The organism is Pseudomonas sp. TUM22785, from assembly GCF_028198105.1.
In the GTDB taxonomy this organism is placed as follows: domain Bacteria; phylum Pseudomonadota; class Gammaproteobacteria; order Pseudomonadales; family Pseudomonadaceae; genus Metapseudomonas; species Metapseudomonas solani.
Window position 1 is genome coordinate 4,969,110 of sequence record NZ_CP116239.1, and the last position, 25,166, is coordinate 4,994,275.

The window sequence follows — 25,166 nt, forward strand, 5'->3', positions numbered from 1 at the left end:
TTACAACGCCCAATGTGCCACCTCATTTCCTTCCAGCCGCTCATCGGCTACATCGATGTTGATACGGGTATCCAGGGGGACCTGGCTCCAGCTCGGCGCCCAGGCGGTGACCACCGCGCCCCGCAGGCGGGCAGCTTCCAGCAGGGACGCGAGGCGTACCAGGGTGAGCCCGGACGACAGGTGCTGCTCGGCATAGCGGGCCGCCGTGATGCCCTCGTAGGGCACCCCTTCGCCCTCATGGCTCGCGCTGAAGTTGGGGACGACCACCTGGTGGGTCAGCTTGCGGTGCAGGACATAGGCATTGGTGCTCGACAGCAGGCTGTCCTGCTTCAGGCTGAACGCCTTGTCCAGTTCGTACAGCTGGATATCGGCGTCCGCCATGTAGCTCGGGCTGGCGTTGTCCATGCGTACCCGGGCCAGGGGCGTGCGCAGCTCCAGGCGCTCGACGCCGCGTGCATCGCGCAAATCGACCCGGGCCGCCGTGGTGTCGATCAGCGCATCGGCCACATGCAGCCGCGGCGCCACGATGTCGGCGGCCTCCAGGCGCAATGCCAGCGTCTGCGCCACCTGGCCATCGCCGCTGCCCTCGGCCCAGAGGTCGAGCTGGCCGCTCCCGGTATGCCGCCCATAGAGCTGGCTGTCCCGTGCATGCAGATCCAGTCGCTGGCCGATCCCCGCGTCCGCCACGCGAACGAGGTCGCCGGCCCACAGGCTGAGGCTCGGTGCCTCGGCCCGCTGCAGATGGATGCTGGAGGCGACTACCGCGCCGCCTCTCACCCCGGCGCGCAGCACGGCCCCCTGTTCGGCGACCAGTTGGGTGCCGCGGATGTCCAGCAGGCCGTCCAGCAGGGCCTGCCCCTTGGCCAGCAGATGCTCGAAGGCGATGCCCGCGTCAGCCGACCAGCGCTGGTCGCCGCCACTGCGGCTGGTGGCCACACGGATCAGGCCACGGGACAGCAGGTCCACGGAGCGGGCCGCCACCAGGTCGCCCAGCAGCAGGCTCGCGCCTTCGGCCTGGATGCGCCCGTTGTGGCTTTCCACCTCGGCCACCGCGATGTCGCCAGCCGCCGCCAGGACGATGTCGCCCGCGATCGAGCGGCCTTCATGCAGGCCGGTGGAGGTGATGCGACTGACGCGTACGTCGCCCTTGTCCGCCTTGAGCAGGACGTTGCCGCCCGCCTCGACGAACTGGTCGATATGGATCGCCCCGCCCGAGTTGATGGTGACGTCGCGCCCCGCCCGCACGCCCTGCAGCGCGACCGTACCGGCAATGTCGAAGCGCAGGTCGCGACCGGCTTCGGCGACGCCGTTGAGGTCAAGGTCACCACCCACGCCAACCACCAGGTCGCGCCCGGCCTTCAGCGAGTAGGTGCCGCCGAACAGCACGGTGGGCAGGGTCAGGTCACCGCCGGCGATGACGCCGATGTCCCGCTTCGCCTCCACCACAAGCCCGAACACGTTGCCGTGGCCCTGGCGGGCGTCGCCGCTGGCCTGCAGGAAGACGTCCTCCCCGAGGCTCGCGACCCGGCCGAAGCGCAGGTTGCGGCCCAGCATGCGCAGCTCCAGTTGCGCCTCGGCGTTGCCGCCGAGCACATCGCCGTCCGCCTGCACCAGCAGGTTGCCGCCGCTCGCGAGGTGAGTCGCGACCAGGCTTTGCGGATCGCTCGGGTCCACGCCCTGGCCGAACCGCACGTTGCCCAGGCTGCCGGCCGCAGTCACCAGGCTCATGTCGCCGCCGCTGCGCCCCTGGTTCAGCACCAGGTCGCCACGGGTGGAAACCCTGAACAGGCCGGCTGCGCTGGCGCGCCCGAGTTCCGCGCTGGCGGCGCTCAGCTCCAACCCCTGCTGCCGGCTGTGCAGGTCATCCACGGCGAGGTGACGCGCCGCCTCCAGGCGGATCGCGCCGGTGGCGCTCTCCAGCCGGCCGAAATCGCCGCTGCCGATAGCGGCCGTCAGGTCGCCCTGCACCTCGGCAACATCGCCCTGCCAGTCGCCCAGGCCCTCGAGTTGCAGGGTGCGCGCCACGGCCAGCGAGCCGAAGCGCAGGCTGCCCGCGCTGCCGCCGTGCAGCAGCGCGGCATGGCCGGCGACACGGGCCTGCTCCAGCAGCAGGTCGTGGTCGACGCGCACCTGGAGGTCACCCTCGATGTCCATCTCGCCAAGCCGCGATGCATTGCCGGCCTGCACTCGCGCCCCCTTGGCCTGCAACCGCTGCAGGGCCAGGTCGCCAGTCAGTTCGATGGCGGTGTCCTCGCCGGTACTGAGGTTGCCGAGCCGTGCAGAGGTGCCGCGCAGTTGCAGACGCCCGCCGGCATCCAGGTCGCCGAGCAGCAGTGCGTCGCGCAGCGTCATGTCCACGGCACCGCCGACCTTGGCGCTGCCGATCTCGCTGCGGCCCGCATCCAGGGTCCAGCCGCCGGTGGCGTCCAGGCGTTCGAGGTCGAGGGCGCCGGCCAGGGTCTGCCTGACCTGCCCGTTGACGCTGGCGCTGCCGAGACGCGCCGAGGCGGCCTCCAGCGTCCAGCCGCCGCCGGCCAGCAGCGCCTGTTGGTCCAGCATGCCGCTCAGCACCTGCTGCAGCGCGCCCTGCACCTCCGCACGGGTGACCTGGGCGTCGGTGCCACGCAGGTTCCAGCCCTGCCCTGCCTCCAGGCTGCCGAGTCGCAGGCCGTCACGCAGGGTCATGTCCACCGCTCCGCCGACCTTGGCGGCGCCGATCTCGCTGCGGCCCGCATCCAGGGTCCAGCCGCCGGTGGCATCCAGGCGTTCGAGGTCGAGGGCGCCGGCCAGGGTCTGCCTGACCTGCCCGATGACGCTGGCGCTGCCGAGCCGCGCCGAGGCGGCCTGCAGCGTCCAGTCGCCGCCGGCCAGCAGCGCCTGTTGGTCCAGCATGCCGCTCAGCACCTGCTGCACCGCGCCCTGCACCTCCGCACGGGTGACCTGGGCGTCGGTGCCACGCAGGTTCCAGCCTTGCCCCGCCTCCAGGCTGCCGAGTCGCAGGCCGTCGCGCAGGGTCATGTCCACCGCTCCGCCGACCTTGGCGCTGCCAATCTCGCTGCGGCCTGCAGCCAGGGTCCATCCGCCAGTGGCGTCCAGGCGTTCTAGGTCAAGGGCGCCGGCCAGGGTCTGCCTGACCTGCCCGTTGACGCTGGCGCTGCCGAGCCGCGCCGAGGCGGCCTGCAGCGTCCAGCCGCCGCCGACGTACAACGCGTCTGCCTGCAGGTCGCCATCATGGGACTGCACCAGCGCACCACCGAACTTCGCGGTCCCGAGGGTCGCGGACGCACTGTGCAGGTCGCCGGTGCCGGCGACGTCCAGTTCGTCGACGCGCAGCTGCCCGGCCAGCTGGGCCCGGAGGCCGCCGAGGTGGCTGCGCAGGGTGTCGATGCCAAGCGCGTCGCCCGCCAGGTCCAGGTCCCGCTGGGCGCTCAGCGCACCCAGTTCGACCCGGCCATTGCCGCGCAGCTGGACGCCGTCGCCACTGCTCACCCGATCGAGCTTCAGGTTGCCCAGGGAACGCAGCCACTGACCTGCACCGCTGTCCAGGCTGCCGCCCTGGATGCCGGCCGCCAGGGCCAGGTACAGCGCCCCGGTGGCGCTGTCCACCTCGAGGCGCCGGGCCGCCAGCTCGATGCCCTGGGCCTGCGAGCCGATGTCGCCAAGGGCGGAGAGCCGCAGCACGCCGTCGGCTTGCCAGCGGCTGCCAGCGGCGAGCCCGGCCAGGCTGGCGGCCTGGATATTCAGGTCGCCGCTTGCGATGGTCACATCGCCCAGCCGCACGTCGCCACCACTGGTGAGGCTCATGCCGTGTCGGGCCTGCAGGCTGGCACCATCGACCGTCGACCAGCCACCGGCGATGTCCGCCACCAGGCCGCCGAGTTGCCAATGGCCACCCTGGTGCAACTCGCCGACCTGAGCCAGGTCGAGCGTGCCGTCCACGCTCAGGGTGCCCAGGCGCAATACGCCCGGTTGACTGGCGAGGCCCTGCAAGCCACCGATCCAGGCGTCGCCGCCCAGGTCCAGGTTGATCTGCTGCGAGGCGGAACCGGTGCCCAGTTGCAGCCGCTGCCCGACTGCACCGGTGGTGCCGCTGACCTTGAGATCGATCTGGCCGCCCAACAGGTTCTCGCCCATCTGGCTGGCCGAACGCAGGTTGCCCAGCACCTGCAGCGACAGGCGCTCGACGCCGGTCAGGCGATCGAGGCTGAGGTCGCCGTGCTGGACCAGGTCCAGCAACCGTGCCCGGGCGGTGAGGTCTCCGGTGACCGCCAGGTTCAGTGCCTGCTTGCCACCGATGGCGCCGCCGGTCGCCTCCAGGGTCACGTCGTGGCCACGGATCACTACCTTGTCGCCATTGGCGCTTTCGATGCTGCCATCGGTCTTCAGGCTGATGCTGCGGCCGTCGAGGGCGAAGACGTTGAAGTCCTGGTCGCCGCCGAGGAACAGGTCGCTCTGGGCCGTGGCGGTCAGGGTGCCACTGGCCTTGACGTTGACATCGTCGCGTTGCGCGACCCGGATCAGCAGCGGGTTGCCGGCATCGAACTCGATGTCGTCGCGCTCGGCGGACGCCAGGGCGGCACGCTGCTCGTTGGTGAGCGAGGCGGTCTTGCTCAGGTCGATGACGATCGCATCCGCCTTGAGGCGACCGATGCGCGACGCCTCCAGGGTGACATTGCGCCCTTCGATGTTATTGGCCTCGCGTACCACCGAGCCGCCGTCGTCCCGCCGCAGCAGGCTGGCGGCGATGGAGTAGCGCAACTGGTCCTCGCTCCACGTGGCCGTCTGCTCGAGGCTCCTGAGCTCGGCATCCTGCAGCTGATAGGTGAAGTTCGGGTCGTAGGTGGTTCCGCCGTAGGTGGCATGCAGCGCCTGGTAGTCGGCCATGCGCCGGGCCTCCTCGCCGGCGATCCGCTGCTCGCTCCAGCCCAGGCCTGCCAGTTGCTCTCGCTGGCCGGCGCTGAAGGCGGCCTGGCTCGCGTCGAACGCCACCTCGCCCCCCTGGCGCAGGCGCCAGTACTGGGCATAGCGTTGCTGCCCGGCCTTGATCAGGGCGCCGCGCTGCTGCGCCATGGCCTCCTCGGCCGCGCTTCCGGTCAGCCCCATGCTCGTCCAGAGCCGCTGCAGCTCATCGAGCGCGCGGTCGTCGTAGCCCAGCTCGCTGTTGCCGTCATAGAGGTTGCCCGAGGCCACCTTGACCCAGACATCGCCACCGGCCTTGAGCTGATCCAGCCAGAGATCCCCACCCACTTCCTCGAGCTGGATGTCCCCCACCGCGCTGGCGCGCACCAGGCCCTTGGCGCCGTTGCCGGAGTCCAGGCGCAGTGCATGACCGGCGCTGCCGACGCTGCCATGGGTGGAAACCAGCTCGATGGCGTTGCCGGTGACGGTCATCGCGCCGATGCCGAGGATGTCGCCCTGGGCGCTGAGGCCGATGTGCTCGCCACCCGCGCTCAGGCGGCTGAGGTTGACCCCGCCGTTGAGCGCCTTGAGGTCGATGCTGCCGTTGCGACTGGAGGCGCCCAGGCTGCGGGTCGCTTCGACACGCAGGGCCTGCTCGCGGCTGCCGATCGACTGCCCGGCGTCCAGGTCGAGGTCGCGCGCCGCGATCACCAGGTTGTCGCTGTTCTGCTCCAGGGCACCGTCGACCTTGATCGAGGTGCTGCCGCTGAGGTTGTACATCGAGCCGCGCAGGGTGACCGAGCCCTTGGAGATGAGGTCGATCAGCCCGCTTTCGCTGCCGATGAAGCTGATGTCGATGGGCCGGTCGGCCTGCACCGCATAGCGGTTGATCTCCTTGCTGCCAGAGCTGTAGACGCTGGTCTTGGTGGTCCGGTAGATCTGGCACCAGATGAAGTGCGCCTGGCAGTAGCCACCGCTGTATTCGTTGATCTTGACCGGGTCCTTGGTGGTGTAGGTCTCGTTGACGCGGGCGATCTCGCCCTGGCCGATGCCCACCCGGAAGGCCGCCAGCGCCGAGTTGTCCGGATCCTGGTCCGCCAACTGCAATGCGTAGCCCTGCATGATCGCGTTGAGCTGGGCGTCATCGACGAAGCGGTAATTGCGGATCAGGTTCTTGTCGATCCTGTACAGCCCGCTGGTGGAGCCCATGTACTCCGCACCCGGGATCGCCGTGCTCTGCCCCTTGACCGTGTTCTCCCAGGCCAGGGTGCCGTCCCCGGTGGGGATGAAGCCCCAGAAGGCATCCCAGTATTCCTGGCGAGTGGTGGTGGTGCTGTCGTCGCGCCCCGTCAACCAGACATAGGAACGCCCCGCCGTGGTGGTGTAGGTCGCATCGCGTCCGGCGCTGCTGCCCTTGAGGGTCAACGGGCCGTTGCTCCAGCCTTCGTAGCGCTGCACCTGGTCGCCCACGCGGGTATAGACGGTGGACCAGAGGCGCTCGCCACCGATCTGCTGGCCGTTCTCGCCACGCCCCAGGTCGTTGATGCGCAGGGTGCCTTCGACGCCGTTGCCCAGGTCGAGCCCGGCGATTTCCAGGCGACGACTGGTGTTGTTGGTGATGTGCACCTGGCTGAAGCCGTCGAGCACCTTGAGCTGGCCCTTGCCCGTGCTGAGGATGTGCCCGGTCAGCTCCATGTAGCCCCCGCCCACCTGCACCTGGTCCAGCACGATGCTGTTGCTGTCGAAGTCCCAGGCATAGCCGAGCGTGCCGGTGCGCGCGTCGGTCTGCACCAGTTGCAGCCGGTTGCCGACCGCCTGCGAGCGCAGGCTGTCGATATTGGCGAAGCGCGACTCGTCGATGGTCACGCGCCAATCCGCCACGCCACTCTGGATCAGGCCGTTGATGTTCAGGTAGAGCGCGTTGATCACCACGTTCTGCCCGGCGACCGTGGCGGAACCGTTGCTGGAGATGGTGTTCTTGTCGTTGTTGCTGGCCGGGTCCCCGCCGATGTGCACGAAGGCATTGGGATTGTTGAGGACGAAGTCCTGCCCGGCGCTCAGGCTGAGCTTCTGCGCACGGATATCGGCATTGGCGTAGATGCTGCCGTACTTGGCGCTGAGCTCGATCTCGCCACGCTTGTTCAGCAGGCTGCCGTTCACGTAGATGTCGGCCGCCGGCATGCTCAGGCCGGAGACGTCCTTGGGATTGTCGGCGGGGTTGCGCAGGTTCTGCACCAGGATGCGCGGCGCGGCCGAGTTCTCGGCGACCGTGATGCTGGCGAACGACACCGTGCCGGTGCCGGGCTTGTTGGCACTGCGGATGCTGGTATTGCCGGACATCCTGGCGCCGTTGAACAGCAGCTGGCCGCCGACATGGTCGGGAATCTCCAGGCCCTTCAGGCTGAGGAAGGCCTCGCTGTTGTTGATGATCTCGATCTTCGCGTCGCCCGGTGCATTGAGCTTGCCGCTACCGATCAGGGCATCGCCCTGGACCAGGATGTTGCCCGGCTTGGCCAGCACCGGGTCGATCTCCAGCAGCCAGATCTTCAGGCCCTGGGGCAGCGTGCCCTCGCCCGAGATGGCACCGGGCTTGTCCACCACCTTGCCGCCGATCTGCTCGTAGAGCCGGGCCAGGGTCTTGTTCAGCAGCGTGCGCTCGGCCTCGAAGGCCGCACGCTCGACGGCGGAGATACCGTAGTTGGACAGGCGATCGTTCAACTCCTGCAAACGCCGGGTGAGCAGTTGCGAGTACTCGCCCTGGCTCAGGGTCCAGGTGATGCCGTCGCTGGCCTCCTGCATCACCGGCACCACGGTCAGGGTGCCCTGCGTGGAGGCATTGAGGCTGGCCGGGTCCACTTCCTTGCCATCGAGCAGATACTTCAGCCCGCTGATCACCAGCTTGCGCTGGCTGTAGACGCCGGCGTCGAGCTGGCCGTCGATGCGCACCAGGCCCTGCGCCTCGTTGCGCGTGCCGCCACCGGTGATGTCCAGCGATACCTGGCCGACGATCGCCCCCAGCAGGTCCGCTGCGGCCTGTCGATAGAGGTCCCTGCCCACGCCCTTGCCAGAGAGCACGCCCTGGCCCTGGCCGGCATACGCATGGATGTCACCCACGCTGCGCAGGCCGCTGCCGGCCTCCACCTGCAGGTTGCTGCTGCGGATGTATTCCGCCGCCGCTGCGGGGTCCGTCACCACCGGGAAGGCGGTGTTGTTCCACAGGTCGGTGCGTGCGGTGAGTTCGGCACGGTTGACCGCGCCGTCCAGGCCATGGCCGGCCAGCAGGCGCAGGTCGCCGTAGGCGAACAACGCCGCGTTGCCACGCACCTGGGCCAGGTAGTCGGCCTTCACCCGGGCCAGGCTGCTGCCGCTGGCCGCGCCTGCGGCCCCGTAGGTCTTGGCATTGGCGTTGCTGTCGATGGCATAGGCGCCACTGGCGGCGAGCACCAGGTCGCCCACGCTGTAGAGGTCCGACCGCTCACCGATCCGGGCCTCGGCGTTGCTCTTGAGCACATCGATCGACGACTCGGCCCGGGCGATGCTGATCGCGCCGCCGCTGTCGAGTTTCACCCGGTCATAGGCATCGACCCGGTTGAACGCCTGGATCTCCAGCTTCTGCGGATTGCGCCAGTCGCCCTCCACGCGAAGCCGCACATCGTTGCCGACCAGGCTGCGGGTATCCAGGGCAATGGAGGTGAGGCTGCGCGCCGCCGCCGCATCCAGCACGCCGCCGGAGCCGGACTGCACGTTGTAGGCCGTCGCCTGGGGCTTGCTCACCAGCGCGCGTGCGCTCTGGCTGTAGCCCTGGCTCTCGATCCGGGCGCCGTTCAGCAGCAGCGCGCTGGTGGCCAGGTCGAGGTCGTTCTGTGCATGAGCGCCGCTCACCCCGAGCAGTGCCGCGCTGGTGCTGTCGACGAAGCTGTTGAAGCGCGACTGCTGCAGCGCACTGAGCGCCAGGCTGCCGACCTTCATCACGCCGTCCTGGGTACCGCGTGCCCACAGGCTGGCGAGGGTGCGGCTGCTGTCGGCGGTCTTGCCGACGGCGGCGGCGCCACTGACCAGGCCGCCCTGCCCGGCCCGGGCCTCGGCCTGGTTGTCCTGGCTGCCCAGGGCGCTGACCTTGAGGTTGCCCAGGGCGCTTTCGAAATGCCCGGCCACCTCGGCCAGGGTCTGCGACTGGGACAGGGCCTGCGCCACCGTGGCCCCCAGGGCGAGCAGGCCGCCGAGCTTGCCATCGGCATAGGCACGCTGGCGAACGTCGGTCTCGGCAAGGAAGGTCCAGTTGCCGCCCGCCGCGCCACCGAAACGACTGCTCGCATCGGTATGCAGCAATGCCTTGCTCAGGGAACGGGCCGTGGCCACGGCGGCATTGGCCGAGAGGCCCACGCCACCCGCCAGGCTTTGCGCCTTGACGTTGGAGCTGTCGGTATCGCCATCACGCAGCACCCGGCTGCGCAGCTGTCCCTGGGTTGCGGCGAGCTGCACATCGCTGCCCACGCCCAGCTCCGCGACCGCGCTGTTGAGGCTATCCACCAGGCTGCCGCCCGCCGACAGCAGGCCGCCCAGTGCATAACCCTCGCTGCTGGCCTGCAGGCGGCTGCGCACCTGGGCATCCAGGTCGAGCGCCTGCGTGGCGATCAGCGCCGCACCGCGCCCCACCATCAGCTTCGCCTGGGAGGCATCGCGCGCCAGCAGCACCACGGCGTTCAAGCCGCCCAGGATGCCGCCGCTGCTCCCCCAGCCCTGCACCTTGACCGGCCCCGCCGCCAGGGCGGAAAGCAGGACATTGCCGGCGCGCAGCGCGGCATTCGCTGCCACGTCGAGGCTGACGCGGCTGTCATGGGCCGCCACCCCGAGCACCAGGCCGGCCCCCGCCAGGCCGCCCACCGCCAGGCCGGAAGCCTGGACATCCAGCGCCTGCGTATCGACGGCCCGGCCCTCGATGTCGCCGCTGACCTGTACCGCCCCACCCAAGGACGCACTCACGCCGTTGTTGAGCACCGCGGCCGCCACGGCGCCGCCCACCGCGCCCAGCGCGGCGGCCTGGCCGCTCAAGGCGTGGACGAACATCGCGTGGGTGTAATCGCCATCCTGCCCGGCGATGGCCTTGTCGCTGGCGGCAGCCCGGATCGCCAGGCTGGCGGCCTTGAGGTTGCCGTTCAACAGCTCCGCGACCACCTGGGCATTGGAGAGGCTGAACGCCATGGCCGCACCGTAGGCACCGCCGGCGAGGCCGGCACTGCCGGCCTGGTTGCGACTGGCGAGTCGGTCTTCGGCCGTCACCCGCGCAGCGCCGCTGAGGCTGACCTGGCTGTCGCTGACACGCGCCACGGTTTCGTGGGTGCGCGGGGTGTTGCCCCGCAACCGGTCACTGACGGTGACGGTGGAGCTGGCATTGACGCGGGCCAGGTCCTGGTCGTCCTTCACGCTGACGCGGACATAGCCCTGGCTTGCAGCGTCCCAGACCACCTCCTCGTGGCTCAGCTCCGCGACCTGTCCCTTGCCGGTGATCGTGTCGAGGCTGGCGAGCGTGCCCTTGCCGTCCTTGTCCAGATAGCTCAGCGGGTCCACGGCCGCGTCGCCGGTGCCGACCTGGGTGGCGCCACTGCCCAGTAGCAGCAGGCCGATGCTGCCGCTGAGGCTGGCGAAACCAAGGCCGCCCGAGGTCGTCAACAGCTCGGCATACCCTTCACGTAGCGCGTCCACCGCCAGCGAGGCGGCCTGCACGCTGCTGCGATCGAGCAGCGCACGGGTGGCGCTGTTGGCCACTACCACGTTGGCCGAGGCCCCCAGTGCGGCCGCACCGACCACGCCCGAGCCGACGTTGCCGGTCACCCGCAGGTTGTCATGGGCGACGATGTTCAGGTCCCCCAACGGGTTGGCCGCGGTACCGAACTGAGCCTGGCCCGCTCCCGCCTCCGTGGTGGTTTCAACGACCTGCACCAGGGCCGAACCGGCAACGGCGCCACCGCCTGCCGCCGCCCCCACCAGGTTGCTATGGAGTTCGCTCGTGCCAGTGGCCAGCACGCTGGCCGACCCGGCACGTACCCGGGTGTCGGCCAGGCTGTCCGGCGCACCGGGAGCCTCGCCGACCCAGGCACGGGTCAGCGCCTGGTCGAGCACCAGGCCGAAGTTGGCGCCCACGCCCACCAGGCCGCCCGCCAGGGCCAGTGCATTGACACTGAACTGCTGCAGCGCATCGGCGCTCACCCGCAGGCTGCCAACGTCCAGGTCACTGCCCTTGTCCACCCGCGCCTCGGTGGTGCCCTTGGCGATGATCAGTGCCACGTTGCCGGCACCGCCCACGATGGCGCCCGCCGCGCTGGCCAGGACGGTGCTGGCGAACTGGGTGGAGCCCGCACGCACCTCGGTCGCTCCGCGACTCGATACCCGCGCGCTGCTGATGACGGCCTGGGTCTGGCGCTGGATGACGGTGCTGTCCAGCGCACCGGCCACCGCCGCAACCCCGAGGCTTAGAGCCCCGCTGGCCAGGTAGCCTGAGCTCAGCACATGGCTGGCGGCACCCACCAGCACCTGCTGGGCGGCATCGGCGCCGTCGGCCTGGTTGATCTGGGCGGACTCGATGCTGGCGCGGGTGACCCCGCCGATCACGTTGCTGTTACCCAGTGCCGCGACCGAAGCGCTGTACAGCGGCACGAAGGAAACCGACCCCGCCGCCGCCAGTTGGCCCACCTGCTGGACGGAGCTGGCTTGCACGGCCAGCCCGCGGAACTGCCGGGACCCCAGGGCGAGGCCGGGAATGGGGTTGAACTGTTCGGCGTTGCTCCACAGGCGCGCATCCTTGCTGGGCCCGTTGAGCAGCACACCGTTGTCGATCGTCGCGGCAGCGCCCAACGCGAGGGCGCTGACGCGGGTTTCCGCGCCGGTTATCCCGGCGGTGGTGCTGCTCTCGATGACGTTGACCGTGGCGGAGCCGCCGACAGACGCGGTGCCGCTGCCCATGAAGGCACCGGCCGCGCCGCTGATCTGATCGGTGGTGCGGGCCGATACGCCGACGTTGTTGCGGGCCAGGACCCAGGCGCCCTGTTCGATGAAGGCCCGTGCGGAACTCTGGATGACGTTGGTGGCGGCCGAACCGCCGACCGAAGCGGTGGAGGACACCGCACCACTGATGGATGCCGAGCGGATGGTGGCGGCGGAGTGCGCGTCCAGGCTCAGGTCGCTCAGGCTCCAGCCCTGGGTGCCGTTGTGCCCGAGCAACCGGGCCTCTACCTGGCTGGCCACGCGGTTGACCGAGGTCGCCACGCCCACGGCAGCCGTGCCGGCACCGGCTGCGCCGCCGGACAGCGCCGCGATGCTGGAGCGATCCTCTGCCTTGACCTTGAGCACACCGGCCACGCCGGCGCTGCCGTCGATTTGCGCGCGCGTCACCGCGCCAATGTTGTTGCTGGCGTTGGAGAGCGCAACAGCTCCCGTGCCGCCGACGCTGCCGCTGACCGCCAGCGTACGGATGCTGCCATCGGTGACGGCCGAGACCTCCACCGACGAGGTGCCGGCATCCACCGTGCTGGCGCGGACCCGCGCGATGCGTTGCTGCTCGATGGTGCTGATGGCGACCGCTCCGGCGCCCGCACCGCTGCCGCCGACCTGCAGGTTGCCGGCCCCGGTGTAGATATCGGCCGCCCCCTCGCTGACGCTGATCTTCACCCCGCTGGCGCCGGACACCGTGCTGTCGTCCAGGCTGGCCCGCTCCTCGCCCTTGATCACGTTGATCGCCAGGGACGCGCCCACCGCCGCCGAGCCGGCACCGGCGCCACCAATGGCCAGGGAGCGGATTCCCGAAGAGCCGCCGCTGAGCAGGCTCAGCTTGCCACCGAGCTTCAGGGTGCTGTCGCTGACCTGGGCGATGCGTTGCGCCAGGATCACGTTGTTGGCGTTGGCCACGCCGACCGAGACGTTGCCGGCGCCGCCGACCGAGCCGGCCAGGCTCCAGATCTCGCGGTTGCCGCGGCTCGCATTCAACTCCAGGCTGCCCACCTCCAGGTGGCTGGCGCTGATACCGGCCTTCTCGCCCCCTTCGATCACGTTGCTGGTGGAGGAGCCGGAGATCGCCGCCGTGCTGGCTCCGGCACCGGACACCGCAGCGGCGTAGATGGCCTGGTCGAGGCTGGCGCTCAGCGCCGCGCTGGAGAAGCCGTTGATAGTGCCCTTGTCGATGGCTGCGCTGCGCTGGGTACCGATGCGGTTCACGGAGAACGCCCCGCCCACGCCGGTATTGCCCGAGCCGGTCACCTGGCCGGAGAGCGAGGCGATCAACATCCCCTGGCCCTGGGCCGCGTCCAGTACGAGGGCCTTGCCGCTGCCGCTGGTGCTCAGGGAGCCCCCGGAGATCGTGACGCTGTCGCTGCCGTCGATGTTGTTGACCACCACGGAGCCGCCGACGCCAGCCGTGCTGCCCCCAACGGCGTTGACGCCGACGCCCCAGATCTGGCCATCGAGCCCCGACGACAGCTTCGCCGAGCCGGTGAGTTCGACATCGCTGTCACTCAGCGACGCCTGGCGCGTCGCCTCGATGAGGTTGATGGCGATGGCCGAGCCGACCCCGGTATTGCTGCCGCTGGCCGCCAGATTGAAGGCCAGCGAGCCGATCAGCGCGCCCTGCCCGGCCTGGCTCGTGCGGATGACCAGGTCGTCGGCGCCCACCCGGGCGTTGCGCAGCAGGGCCTGGGTGGAGTCGGCGATGCGGTTGAAGGTCAGCGCGCCGCCCACCGCGACATTGCCCGAGGTGACCGCCGCCGAGATCGCGGCGCTGATGATGCGGCTCTGCTGCGCCGCGTCCAGGGTCAGGTCGCCCCCCAGCTGGTAGCGCCCTTTCTCCAGCAGGGCCTCGACCCGCTGTTGCATGTCGCTGATGCCCACGGCGCCGCCGACGGCGGTCGAGCCGCTGCTGCCGGTGATGTTGCCGGCCAGGGAGTACTGGCCACCGCTGCGCTCGGCGCTGATGCCGAGGTTCCTCGCCTTGAGGGTGCGGTCGCCCATGTCCAGCCCGGCGAGCACGGTGCCGCGCCCGATCAGCGCGGTGGCCGAACCGGACACGCCAGCCTCGGCGCTGCCGGCCCCGGATACCGCGGCGGCCAGCACATCGGCGCTGTGCCGGGCGGCGATGGTCAGGTCGCCACTGAGATCGACCTGGCTGTTGGCCAGCTTCGCGGTGTAGCCACTGCCGGCGTAGACCAGCGCGAGGGAGCCCCCCACGCCAGCCTTGCCACCCGACGCCCCGAGGCTGCCGGCCACGGCCAGCACCGCCTCGCCGGCGATATCGCCGTCGAACAGGTCACCGGGGCCCTGCTTGCCGTTGAGCAGGTCCTTGTCCACATCGCCCTTGACCTGGATGGCGGAGACGGTCGTGCCGCCGCCCAGGTCCAGGCCGCTGTCCAGCAGCGTCGCATCCGCTGCGCCGGCGAACCGGGCGTCCAGCGCGGAAGCGCCGGAAACGCTCTGTGCGGTCAGGTTCAACGCGCCGCCCTGCAACGACGACAGCACGGGGCTGCCGCCCCCCGTGGGCGAATAGGCGTCGATGCGCGCCTTGACCTGGTTGGCCAGCACCAGCGCCAGCAACGATCCCGCCCCCGCGCCGCTGTCACTGCCGGTGCTGACGGCACCGGCCAGGGCACCGGCCAGCACCCGCGAGGCGCTGGCGGCGGCGACATCCATGCGCGCGAAGTGACTGGCGCTGCTGCCCAGCCATTCGGCGGCCAGCTCATTGGCCAGCACGCCCACCACCAGCGAGCCGCCGGCGCTGCCGCCGTTGCCCTTGCTGCCGGCGAAGGCGCCGCCGCCGAGCATGACCCGGGCCCGGTCGTAGGCGCTCACCTCGATGCTGCCAGGCGCCGCCTCGCGTTGCTCCACCTGGCTGTTCTCCACCCGTGCACGGGTGCGGTTGCCCATGTAGGCCGCCGAGCCGGAGAGCGCCACCGCCACGTTGGTCTCGCTGCCCGCCGTGGCTGCGGCCAGGCCCAGGCCCATGGCGATCTGGTCCCCGGCGCTGAGGGCCTGGACCTGGAGCAGGTCGTTGCCACGCAGCAGGACGTTGCCGACCCGGGCATCGGTCTCGTTCATCAGGTGGTTGTAGGCCAGCGCACCCGAGAGTGCGGAGCTCGACTCGCTCTTCTGCTTGCCGGCGAGGGTCAGCGCCCCGGCACCGGAGCCGCTGAACTGATGGGTCTGGTTGAGCGCCAGGACCTGGACCTTGCTGCCGCCCTGGGCCGGGTCACGCGGGTCGAGGACGATGTCACCGAGGTCGGCCCGGCTGCGCTGGCGGGAAACGTTGATGCTGCTCGAGCCGGCAGCGGCGATGGAGAAGCCCTTGCCCTGCCCGCCGGAATCGCTGCCGCCACCATCGGGGCCGGAGCCGGCATCCTGCTTGCCGAACATCTTTTTAATACTGTCCCAGCCGCTGGCGATCTTCGAGGGCGCCTCGCTGACAGCGTCCTTGACCTTGCCAGCCGTACTGGCCAGGGAGCTGAGGGCCGGGGTGACGTTGACCACGCCCAGGGTGATGGATTGCAACAGCGCCTGGCCGAAGCTGTCCGCCAGCTCCACCGTGGGCTTGCCGATGTCCCCCGCCTTCTGGGTGGCGTCCTCCTGCTGCTTCTTCTCTTCCTTGCCCTTGACCACGGCCCCGGCGATGGCGAAGGCACCGCTCTGCCCGGAACTGAGTGCCTGCACGTCCAGCAGGTTGGCCTTCCAGATGCCCTTGCCGCTGGCGTCGAGCCCCTGGCCCATCACCGAGGGGCGCCAGTTGCGGTTGTTGCCCACCAGCGCATCGACGTCGGTGGTCAGCACATTGAGCGCCAGCCCGCCGCCGACGCCAGCCCCCGCGCCAAAGGCCACGGCCCCGGATGCGGTCCACAGGCCCAGGCGGTGCTCGGCCTGCACACCGACACGCCCCGCCTCCACGCTGGCGGTGTTGTGGATGGAGGCGTTGACGGTGGAGGTCAGGGTATTGGCCACCGCCGCGCCGTTGGCCGCGGCGCTGACGCCGGACCCCGCCGAGGGGCTGATGGCGAGGATCAGGTCGTCCTGCAGCGCCTGGACCTGGACGCCGCCGGCCTTGACCACGGACTGCGCACCGATGCCCGCCACCGCCTTGCTGGAAACGGTCTGCACGTTGAGTGCTCCGCCCAGGGCCGTGGGCTTGCCGTCCGAAGGGGACGCCGCCTCGCCGCCGACGTTGGTGCCGAACAGGAACATGCCGATATTGCCGGCGATCGCCAGTTGCCCGAGCTGGTTGCCGGCGGCCAGGGTAATGGGCTGCGCCCAGTCCCAGCGGCGGTCGCTGGCCATGGCGCTGAGCGGGATGAGCTGGCCCTTGCCGTCACGGCGCTCCGCCAGTTGGGCCAGCGGGCTGCTCTGCCAGGGCTGCTCACCGGTTGCCAGCGCATCCAGGCGCACCTTGTCGCCGACCCAGGCGCGGGTGTCCACCAGGTTGGTGAGCACCGAGACGGAGCCGGTGATCGCCAGCTCGTCGGAGGTGCCCTGGGAATTGGCGTATTGCGTCGAGAACCCACCCGCCAGGTCGTTGGGCCAGCCCTTGAGGCTGATCATCCGCTTGCCGATGTCGCTCAGCGAACTCCAGCGGTCAAAACCGTTGAGGCTGAGCGGCTGGATGTAGTTGGCGCCGATGCCGATGCGCTGCGCGGCGATCTGCGCGCCGTCCCCCACCAGGGCGCGGGTGCCCTGGTTGAGGGTGGCGATGGCCACCGCCATGCTCAGGGAGTAGTCGTTCTGGTCCGAGCCGTTCTTCGAGCCGTTGACCGTGCTGTTGGACAGGTTGTGCAGGTCGCGGATTTCCTGCAGCGCGGTCTGGCTGAGGTCGCCGCTGAGGCTCAGCTGGCTGCCCTTGCCGATGCTGGCCTCGGCCTGCTGGTCGCTGACGACCAGGGCGAGGGAGGCGGCGAGGCGGAACTTGCTATCGCTGGGCTGGGTCGGGTTGACCTCCTTGAACTTGCTGAGGACGAAGTTCTTGATCGGGTCGACCGTGCCCATGGCGCGGAACTTGATGAAGTCGGCCAGGCTCTTGCCGGCCTGCGAGGAGGCTTCGTTGTGCTGGCGGGATACCAGGTTGGTGGCGCTGACGTTGAGGTTGCGCGCACCGCTGAGGTTGGCATCGAAGGCCGCCCGGGTGTCGCTGTCGAGCACGCTGAGGGCGAGCACCGCGCCGCCTGCGGCACCGTTGCCGATGGATTTGAAACTGGCCGTGTTGCTGATGTCCTGTTCGCTGAGCGCCAGCACGCTGACGTCGCCACGGGAGTTCAGCGAGGCGCCGGCATTCACCTGCGCGGTGGTGGTCAGTGCCGTATTGGCCATGGCGGCGGCGAAGCCGGTGGTGGTCACCGGCTTGCCCTCGGCGTCATGGCCATTGGAGGCCTCGGCCTTCACGTCCAGCCTGTTCTCGCTGTGGGCCTGCACGGCGATGCCCTGCCCGCCCTTGAGCACGGCCCCCGACTTGATCTCGACGCGGGTCGCCCCGCTGATGCGCCCGAAGGCGACACCGGCGTTGAACGGGATCAGGCTCTGCACCACGGGAATGGAAAAGCTTTCGGTTCCCACGTTGCGGGTGCTGTCGGCCTTGACCAGCAGGGAGCGGCTGGCCTGCAGGCTGGCGCCATCGAGCACCTCGACCGTGGAGTCGGCCTGGGCGATGGAGACCGCCAGGAAGGGGATGAGCGCCGTCAGCTCGCTGAAGTCGGCCGGATCGGCGCCAAGGGCCTTGAGCTGGTCGGGATCGTTCAGCGAACCGATGCCGGTGATCGGCTTGATGAGGTCGCCGATCACCTTGCCCCAGGCCGCCTCGTCGGACCAGCCGTTCTCATTCTTGATACGCAGCACGTCCGCCTTGATCGCGGCGCTGTCGAACAGCGTGCCGAGCAGCGACGGGTCGACCACGGCCACGGCATTGCTGGCCAGGCTGATGTCGTTGCCCTTGAGGGTGCCCGCCACCTTCACGCTGGCATCGGCGGCGGAATAGCCCCCCAGTTGCCGGCTGATCGCCGTGGCGCTGACCTTGATGTCGCCCTGCCTGGATTCCTCGGCATGGCTGGCATCGAGCACCGCACCCTTCTCGATGTTGACGCTGGCCACGCCCCGCTCCGGCGCCAGCAAGGAGTTGGGCTGTTTGCTCAGCCTGTCGGTGAGCTCGGCGACCGTCTGCACCTGGTCGCCTTCGCAAAAGGTGCAACCGCCATCGCTGACGGCGCTGACCTGGATGTCCCCCGAGCGGCCGGCACCGCTGGCGCGGGTGCTCAGGGTCGAGCCCGTGCGCAAATTCACGGTGCTGGCTTCAAGGGCGATCTTGCCGCCGTTCTTGCCGGCAGCGCCCTGGGTGGAGATGTTGGCGGTCGCGGTGAGCTCCAGGCTCTGGCCGCCGGACACCGAAACGTTGGCGCCGCTGCCGTCCGCCATCAGGGCCGCGAGTTCGCCGGATACCGTCGCCGAATCGCGTCCGACGATGCGCACGGCGCCATCGGCGCGCGCCACGGCCTGCCCCACCGCCAGGCCCTCGGTGTTTACCGTGCCGCGGAACACCGCGTCGGCGATGTCCTTGCCACCTTCGATGCGGGCACCCTTGGCCACCACGGCGGCGGCGCCGAAGATGTTGACCGCTCCCACGGCGTTGACCCGGCCCTTGATCTCCACCTTGCCGCGCTCGGTGCCGGTGTAGTCGGTGAGCGAACCGGCGTCGTTGTAGAGGCCGTTGCGCAGGTCGTCCACCAGGCGCGCGGTACCGTCCGCCGACAGGGTGCCGACGGCGCCGGAGAGTTGCTGCATCTGCTGGGTGGACGGCGTGGTGATGGTCAGGCTGCCGACGTTGACCACGCCACTGGCGCCCACCACCAGCCCATGGGGGTCGGCGAAGATGATATGGCCGCCGATGCGGTTGCCATCGGCGAGCACGCCATTGAGGGTGCCATTGATGACGACGCGCGAGTCGTGCACCAGGTTCACCAGGTTGCTGGCGCCACCGGGCACGTAGAGGTTGACGGTATTGCCGCTGCCCACCTGGAAGTGGCTGAAGGAGTTGAAGCCTGTCTGGCCACGCACCGTTTCGGTGGTGATGTCCGTCACCGAGCCCTTGGTGGCGATATTGGTCGCCGTGCCGGCGTAGTGGATGACGGTGTCGCCGACCAGGTAGGAGCCCCCCGCCGCGACGATGTTGTTCGATTCGGCCCAGGCCGACGGCACGCCCATGCCGACAAGGATGGCGGCAGCGATGCGGCTTGGCTGGAAGCGCTGGACCGGAAGAACGCGGGGTGTGGTTCGGGGGGAGAAGCGCTCGACCGGCATGTTGGACCTCACTGTCACGAAAGGAAATTTCACGGATGGTGAATTTTCTCTATTCGCTATAAGCGAGGGCTAGGAGACGCCGTTCATGCTTGTGAACGGCCATTCATACCCGCCTAGTGAGCGGGGCCGCCGCCGATCTCGTCGTCGGTCGCCAGCCTGTAACCCTTGCCGTAGACAGTCAGGATCAGTTGCGGCCGATTGGCGTTGAGCTCCAGTTTGCGACGCAGACGTACCACCAGCGCATCCACGGTGCGCACATCGACCTGCTCGTCGGCGTCCTGGCCACGGCGCACGCAGTGGAGCAGATCATGGCGGCTGATGGCGCTGCCGCGCCGCTCGATCAAGCCGATCAGCAGGGCGAACTCGCCGGGCGTGAGGTTAACGTCCTGGCCCTGCGGGTCGTAGATGCGCCGGCGCAGCAGGTCCACGCGAAAACGCCCCAGGCGCAGGTTGAAGTCGCCGACCCGCTCTCCCCCGCCACAGCGGCGCAGCAGGCTGCGCACCTGGGCCTGGAGGATGTTCAGGTTCAGCGGCTTGGTGAGGTAGCCATCGGCACCGGCATCGAGGCCCACGACCCGGTCGTAGTCCTCGTCGCGCACCGTCACCAGGATGATGCCGAGCTGCGGGTGGCGGCGCCGCAGCTGCGCCGTGACGGTCAGCCCGTCCAGGTCGGGAAGGCCGATGTCCAGCAGCACCAGCGCCGGATTCTGGGCCTGCACCAGTTCCAGGCATTGCCACCCCGAATCGGTGGCGTGCACCTCGTACCCCGCGTTCTGCAGGTAGAGCACCATCATGTCGCGGATCTCGGGAGCATCCTCCACCACCACCAGCTTGTCGGCCATCACTGCATTTTCCCTGTTTCGGACCGGCGCGGATTCTGACTCAAAGCGCTGGCGGGTTGCCACCTCATGCGTCAGTTCGCCTCAGGGCAGCTTCGGCTAGGAGCTGCTCTTCGAGCAGCGCCAGGTGGCGGTCGAGCATCGCCAGCAGGGCCGGTATCTGCTCCGGACGGCGCGTACGCTCCGCCGCCTGGGCCAGTTGGTCGAGCCCGAAGTTGAGCGTGCTGCCGCGCAGGCGGTGGCACAGCGCCTCCAGTTGCTCGGCGCCCCGTTCACCGCCGGGCAGCGAGGCCAGCGACGCGCGTATCTCGCGCAAGGAGGTGCACAGGGTCGGCAGCAGGCGGTCGAACAGCGCCGCGCCGAGCCAGCCGCGCAGTTTCACGATGCGCTCCTGGGAGATTTCCTCGATCGGCGACCCGGCCAGCGGGGCCGGCTGCTCCCAGCGCTCCAGCAACGCGAGCAAGGCTTCGCGATGCAGGGGCTTGGCCAGCACGCCGGCCAGGCCGGCCTCGCGGCACTGCTGCAGGTCCAGGTCACCGGCGTTGGCGGTCAGGGCCAGGAGCAGCGGCCTGGGCCCGCCAGCGGCCCCTTCGAGGATCCTGCGGCTGGCGGCGAGCCCGTCGATGTCGGGCAGGCGCATGTCCATCAGCACCAGGTCGTAGGGCGTGGCCAGGCAGGCGGCGACCGCTTCGAGGCCGGAGCTGGCCGTGCCGACCTGGCAGCCCCAGCTCTGCAGCAACTCGGCGGTCACCAGGCGGCTGACCTCCACGTCCTCCACCAGCAGCACGCGCATGCCCTGCAGCTGGGCGACCTCGTCCGCGCCCGGCTCGGGCTCGTCGACCTCCGGCCAGGGCAGCGCCAGGCGCAGGGTGGTGCCGCGCCCGGGCGCACTGTCCAGGGTCAGCTGCCCGCCGATCAGGGCGGCCAGCCGCGCGCTGATGTACAGGCCCAGGCCGATGCCGGGGCGGTCGGATAGCGGGTCCCGCACGAAGGCGTCGAAGATGCTGGCCTGCAGCTCGGGGCGGATACCGGGGCCGGTGTCCCGAACCTCGATGAGGAGGCCGTCGCCGTCCCTGTCCAGGCGGATGACCACCTCCCCGCTCTCGGTGAACTTCAGGGCATTGCCCAGCAGGTTGAAGAGGATCTGCCGCAGCGGCTTCGGGTTGCCCAGCACGAAGGCCGGTAGGCCGGCCGCGCAGGCGGTCGACAGCCGCAGGGCGCGCGCCTCGGCCTGGGGCTGGAAGATCGCAGCGCACTCCTCGGCCAGGCGCACGGGGGAGAAGGCCTGGGCCGGAGGCAGCTCCAACTTCTCGGCGCGGCTGAGCAGCATCAGGCCGTCGAGCACGTCGGTGAGGCTCTGCGCCGCGCTCTGTACGGTCTCGATGCGCTGCTGCTGGCGACCATCCAGCCCGCCCTGATCGAGGAGTTGGAGGTGCCCCTGGATGGCCACCAAGGGCGTGCGCAGTTCGTGGCTGAGCATCGCCTGGCGCTCCAGCGACTGTTGCGCCTCGTGCAGCGCCTGGTCACGGGCCACTGCCAGCGCCCGGGTGCGCTCGTCGACCCTGGCCTCCAGCGAGGCGTTGAGGCGCTGGAGATCGTCGCGCAACTGGTTGCTGTGCTGCAGCGCGGCGATGACGCGACTGCCCACCACCAGGCCGTGGGAGAGGAGGAAGAACAGCACCCCCACCGGGATGAGATTGAGCGTCGAAACGCTGAAGGAGTACATCAGCAGGTCGTTGACGATGGTGGCGTCCATCACCACCATCCCCAGCAGCACCCACAGGGCACCCGCCCGGCGACGCCTGGCAGCCAGCAGCAGGGCGCCGAGGAAGTACAGCTCGCTGAGCAGCAGCCACAGGGCACAGGGGTCGCGCAGCAGGGTGAAGAAGTGCGCGGGCAGCAGCAGCGTCAGGGCGGCACCGAGCACACCCACGCCGGCCAGCAGCACCACGAGCCGGCGCGACAGCTCCCTCGGGAACAGGCGCAGCAGGAGGAAGCCGTAGGCCGGCGCGAACAGGTGCCCGGACAGGTACTCGATGCGGTAGATCCAGAGCGCTGGCCATTGGAGGTAGTGGTCCAGCAACTCGCCGCTGGAGGCCGCGCGCATCCCGGCCAGCACCAGCATGGCGGCCAGCGGCGCACCGCCCAGGGAGCGCGCCGCGCTGCGGTCGAGCAGGCCCATGAACAGCGCCATCATGAAGGCCGCACCGACGGTCAGCAGGTACAGGGCGCGCTGCCGGCTCGCGTCCATCTGCAGCGTCTGCAGGGTGCCGGCCCTGACGGCCATGTCGATGCCGCCCTCATGGTGGAAGTGGTTGGACAGCTCGATGCGGATGTCCACCTGCGTGTGCCCCAATGGCAGGGGCACGATGGCCGATTGCAGGCGCGGCACCTCGTCCTCCGCATCGCCCGGCCGCCCGCGCTCCAGCACCAGGGCACCGTCGACCCAGACCCGCGCCGCCGACTTGAAGTCATCGAAGTACAGCGCCAGCTGGCTGGCATGGGCGGGCAGCATCAGTTGGCTGCGCAGTTCCACCCGGCCGAACCCCACCTCCCCCCAGAAGGTCGGGGTGCCCTTGCCCCAGGTGAAGGGGATGCGCACCTGCTGCTCGGCGCGCTCCGGCTCGATCCAGGTCAGCCGCCAGTCGCCGTCCAGCGCGTGCATGGGCTGCAGCTCGGGGTTCCAGTCACGCAGGTCGATGGGGGCGGCGGCCTGCGACGGTGCGGCGAGCAGCCACGACAGCAGGACGAGACAGGGAAGCAGGCTGAGACGGATCACGAGCGAGGCGCTCCTCGGGACGAGAGGCCGGCACGCAACGCTGACGGCGGGGAGCGCAGTCTAGGGGATGAGGAGGCAGGCTGTGAATCCACCCCGCCGGAGTGGGCAGAGCGCGGCGGCACCGGGCCGCCGCGCCCGCTCCGTCAGCGCTTGGCCACCAGGTCCTTGGGCAGCTTGAAGGTCCAGATCATGCCGCCCTGGTCCAGGTCCTTGATGCGCTTGGCCACCTCGCCGCCCCACAGCGGCACGGCGCCGCCCCAGCCGGAGACCACGGTGACGTACTGCTCGCCGTCCATCTCCCAGGTGACCGGGGAGGCGATCACGCCGGAGCCGGTGTTGAACTCGTAGAGTTTCTTGCCGGTCCTGGCGTCGAAGGCCATGAGGAAGCCTTCCGGGTTGCCGGTGAACACCAGGTTGCCCTTGGTGGCCAGCACGCCGCCCCACAGCGGCGCGTAGTTTTCATAGCGCCAGACTTGCTTGCCGGTCTTCGGGTCGATGGCGCGCAGCACGCCGATGTAGTCCTCGTTCAGCGGCTTGATGGTGAAGCCCGCGCCCAGGTAGGCCGCGCCCTTCTTGTAGGTCACGCCCTCGTTCCACATGTCCATGCCCCACTCGTTGGAGGGCACGTAGAACAGGCCGGTGTCCTGGCTGTAGGCCATGGGCATCCAGTTCTTGCCGCCGAGGAAGGACGGCGCGACGAACACCGAGGTGCCCTTCTTCGCATCCCCCGGCGCACCGGGGCGGTGGGCGTCGTCGTAGATGGGCCGGCCGTTCTTGTCCAGGCCCTTGGCCCAGGTGACCTTGTCGACGAAGGGGAAGCCGCGGATGAATTTGCCGTTGGTGCGGTCGAGCACATAGAAGAAGCCGTTGCGGTCGGCGGTGCCGGCAGCCTTGATGGTCTTGCCGCCGTCCTGGTAGTCGAAGGACACCAGCTCGTTGACGCCGTCGTAGTCCCAGCCGTCGTGCGGGGTGGTCTGGAAGTGCCACTTGATCGAGCCGTCCTCCGGGTTCAGCGCCAGGCGCGAGGAGGAGAACAGGTTGTCGCCGGGGCGCAGGTGGGAGTTCCACGGCGAGGGGTTGCCGGTGCCGATGAACAGCGAGTCGGTGCTCGGGTCGTAATAGCCACCCAGCCAGGGCGCGGCGCCGCCGGTCTTCCACAGGTCGCCCGGCCAGGTCTTGCCCGCTTCGCCGCCGGAGATGCCGTTCTCGATCGCCTTGCCGTCCTTGTAGACGTAGCCCATGTGGCCTTCCACGGTGGGGCGGCTCCACAGCAGGTTGCCGGTGGCGGGGTCATAGGCCTCGATCTTGCCGACCACGCCGAACTCGCCGCCGGCGACGCCGGTGATCAGCTTGCCCTTGGCGATCAGCGGTGCGGCGGAGATGGAGTAGCCGGCCTTGTAGTCGGCCACGGTCTTCTTCCACACCACCTTGCCGGTGTCCTTGTTCAGCGCCACCAGCTTGGCGTCGAGGGTGCCGAAGATCACCAGGTCGCCGTACAGGGCCACGCCCCGGTTGATCACGTCGCAGCAAGGCATGATGCCGTCGGGCAGGCGCGCGTCGTACTGCCAGAGCTTCTTGCCGGTGCGCGCGTCGGCGGCGAACACCCGCGAGTAGGAGGCGGTGACGTACATCACGCCGTCCTTGATCAGCGGCTGCGCCTGCTGGCCGCGCTGCTTCTCGCCGCCGAAGGACAGCGCCCAGACCGGGCGGAGTTCCTTGACGTTGTCGGTGTTGAGCGTGTCCAGCGTGCTGTAGCGCTGGCCCTGCTGGTTGAGGCCGTTGACCACGATCTGGTCGTTGCGCTTGCCGGCATCGCTGATGTCCTGGTCGGTGACGCCCGCCCAGGCCGACAGGCTGGCAAGGGTCATGGCGGCGAACAGCGCCGTGCGGACGAAAGGCTGGGTGAAACCGGTGGGGTTCATTGCGGCTACCTCTGCGGGCTTGTTGTTGTCATCCGGGAAAATTTCCCGGTCTGCCGCGAATTCTTGGTTCGCCCGCCCTCCCCGCCAATTCACCTCAGTGCGGAGATTCGTAGTTCCTTGGTAGCAATACCGGCCCACCCGGTTCCAGGGGCGCTGGGTGGGCACAGGATCGGCGTAGGTGGGCTTGGGCGTGGGTCGGCGGGTGGGCGGGTGGGCGGGTGGGCGTAGGGTGAGCTTCAGCCCACTGCTCCCGCTCCCAGTCCCGCTCCCAGGCCCAGGCAACGAACGATCGGGCATGACGGCGTGCCCCACCCGACTCCGCCTGGTGGAGGTAAAGAGCGACCTCCACCCTACGCAGCGGTGATCCCCGTGCATCGGCGATGTGCTTCTTGTAGGGGCGACTTCAGTCGCCAAGCGGTGCGT

The 25,166-nt window shown here is 69.6% G+C and carries 4 protein-coding genes; all 4 read right to left on the reverse strand.

Features of this window, described 5'->3' with window-relative positions:
• Positions 1–19,203, reverse strand: a complete 19,203-nt coding sequence (locus tag PI990_RS22425) for a leukotoxin LktA family filamentous adhesin (RefSeq protein ID WP_271658518.1) — start codon at positions 19,201–19,203, stop codon at positions 1–3.
• A gap of 113 nt (positions 19,204–19,316) precedes the next feature.
• On the reverse strand, positions 19,317–20,045 hold the full coding sequence (locus PI990_RS22430; protein WP_271658519.1) for a response regulator transcription factor: 729 nt from the start codon (positions 20,043–20,045) through the stop codon (positions 19,317–19,319).
• 64 nt (positions 20,046–20,109) lie between these two features.
• Entirely contained in the window at positions 20,110–22,821 is a 2,712-nt protein-coding gene (locus PI990_RS22435) for an ATP-binding protein (protein WP_271658520.1), read from the reverse strand.
• 143 nt (positions 22,822–22,964) lie between these two features.
• Positions 22,965–24,743 (reverse strand): methanol/ethanol family PQQ-dependent dehydrogenase, encoded by a 1,779-nt coding sequence (locus PI990_RS22440; RefSeq protein WP_271658521.1) that lies wholly within the window; start codon positions 24,741–24,743, stop codon positions 22,965–22,967.
• Between the last annotated feature and the right edge of the window lie 423 nt (positions 24,744–25,166).

What these genes read in the sequence shown, in the direction of transcription:
- PI990_RS22425 (WP_271658518.1), bottom strand. Translation starts at nt 19,203, where the DNA reads ATGCCGGTCGAGCGCTTCTCCCCCCGAACCACACCCCGCGTTCTTCCG.
- PI990_RS22430 (WP_271658519.1), bottom strand. Translation starts at nt 20,045, where the DNA reads ATGGCCGACAAGCTGGTGGTGGTGGAGGATGCTCCCGAGATCCGCGAC.
- PI990_RS22440 (WP_271658521.1), bottom strand. Translation starts at nt 24,743, where the DNA reads ATGAACCCCACCGGTTTCACCCAGCCTTTCGTCCGCACGGCGCTGTTC.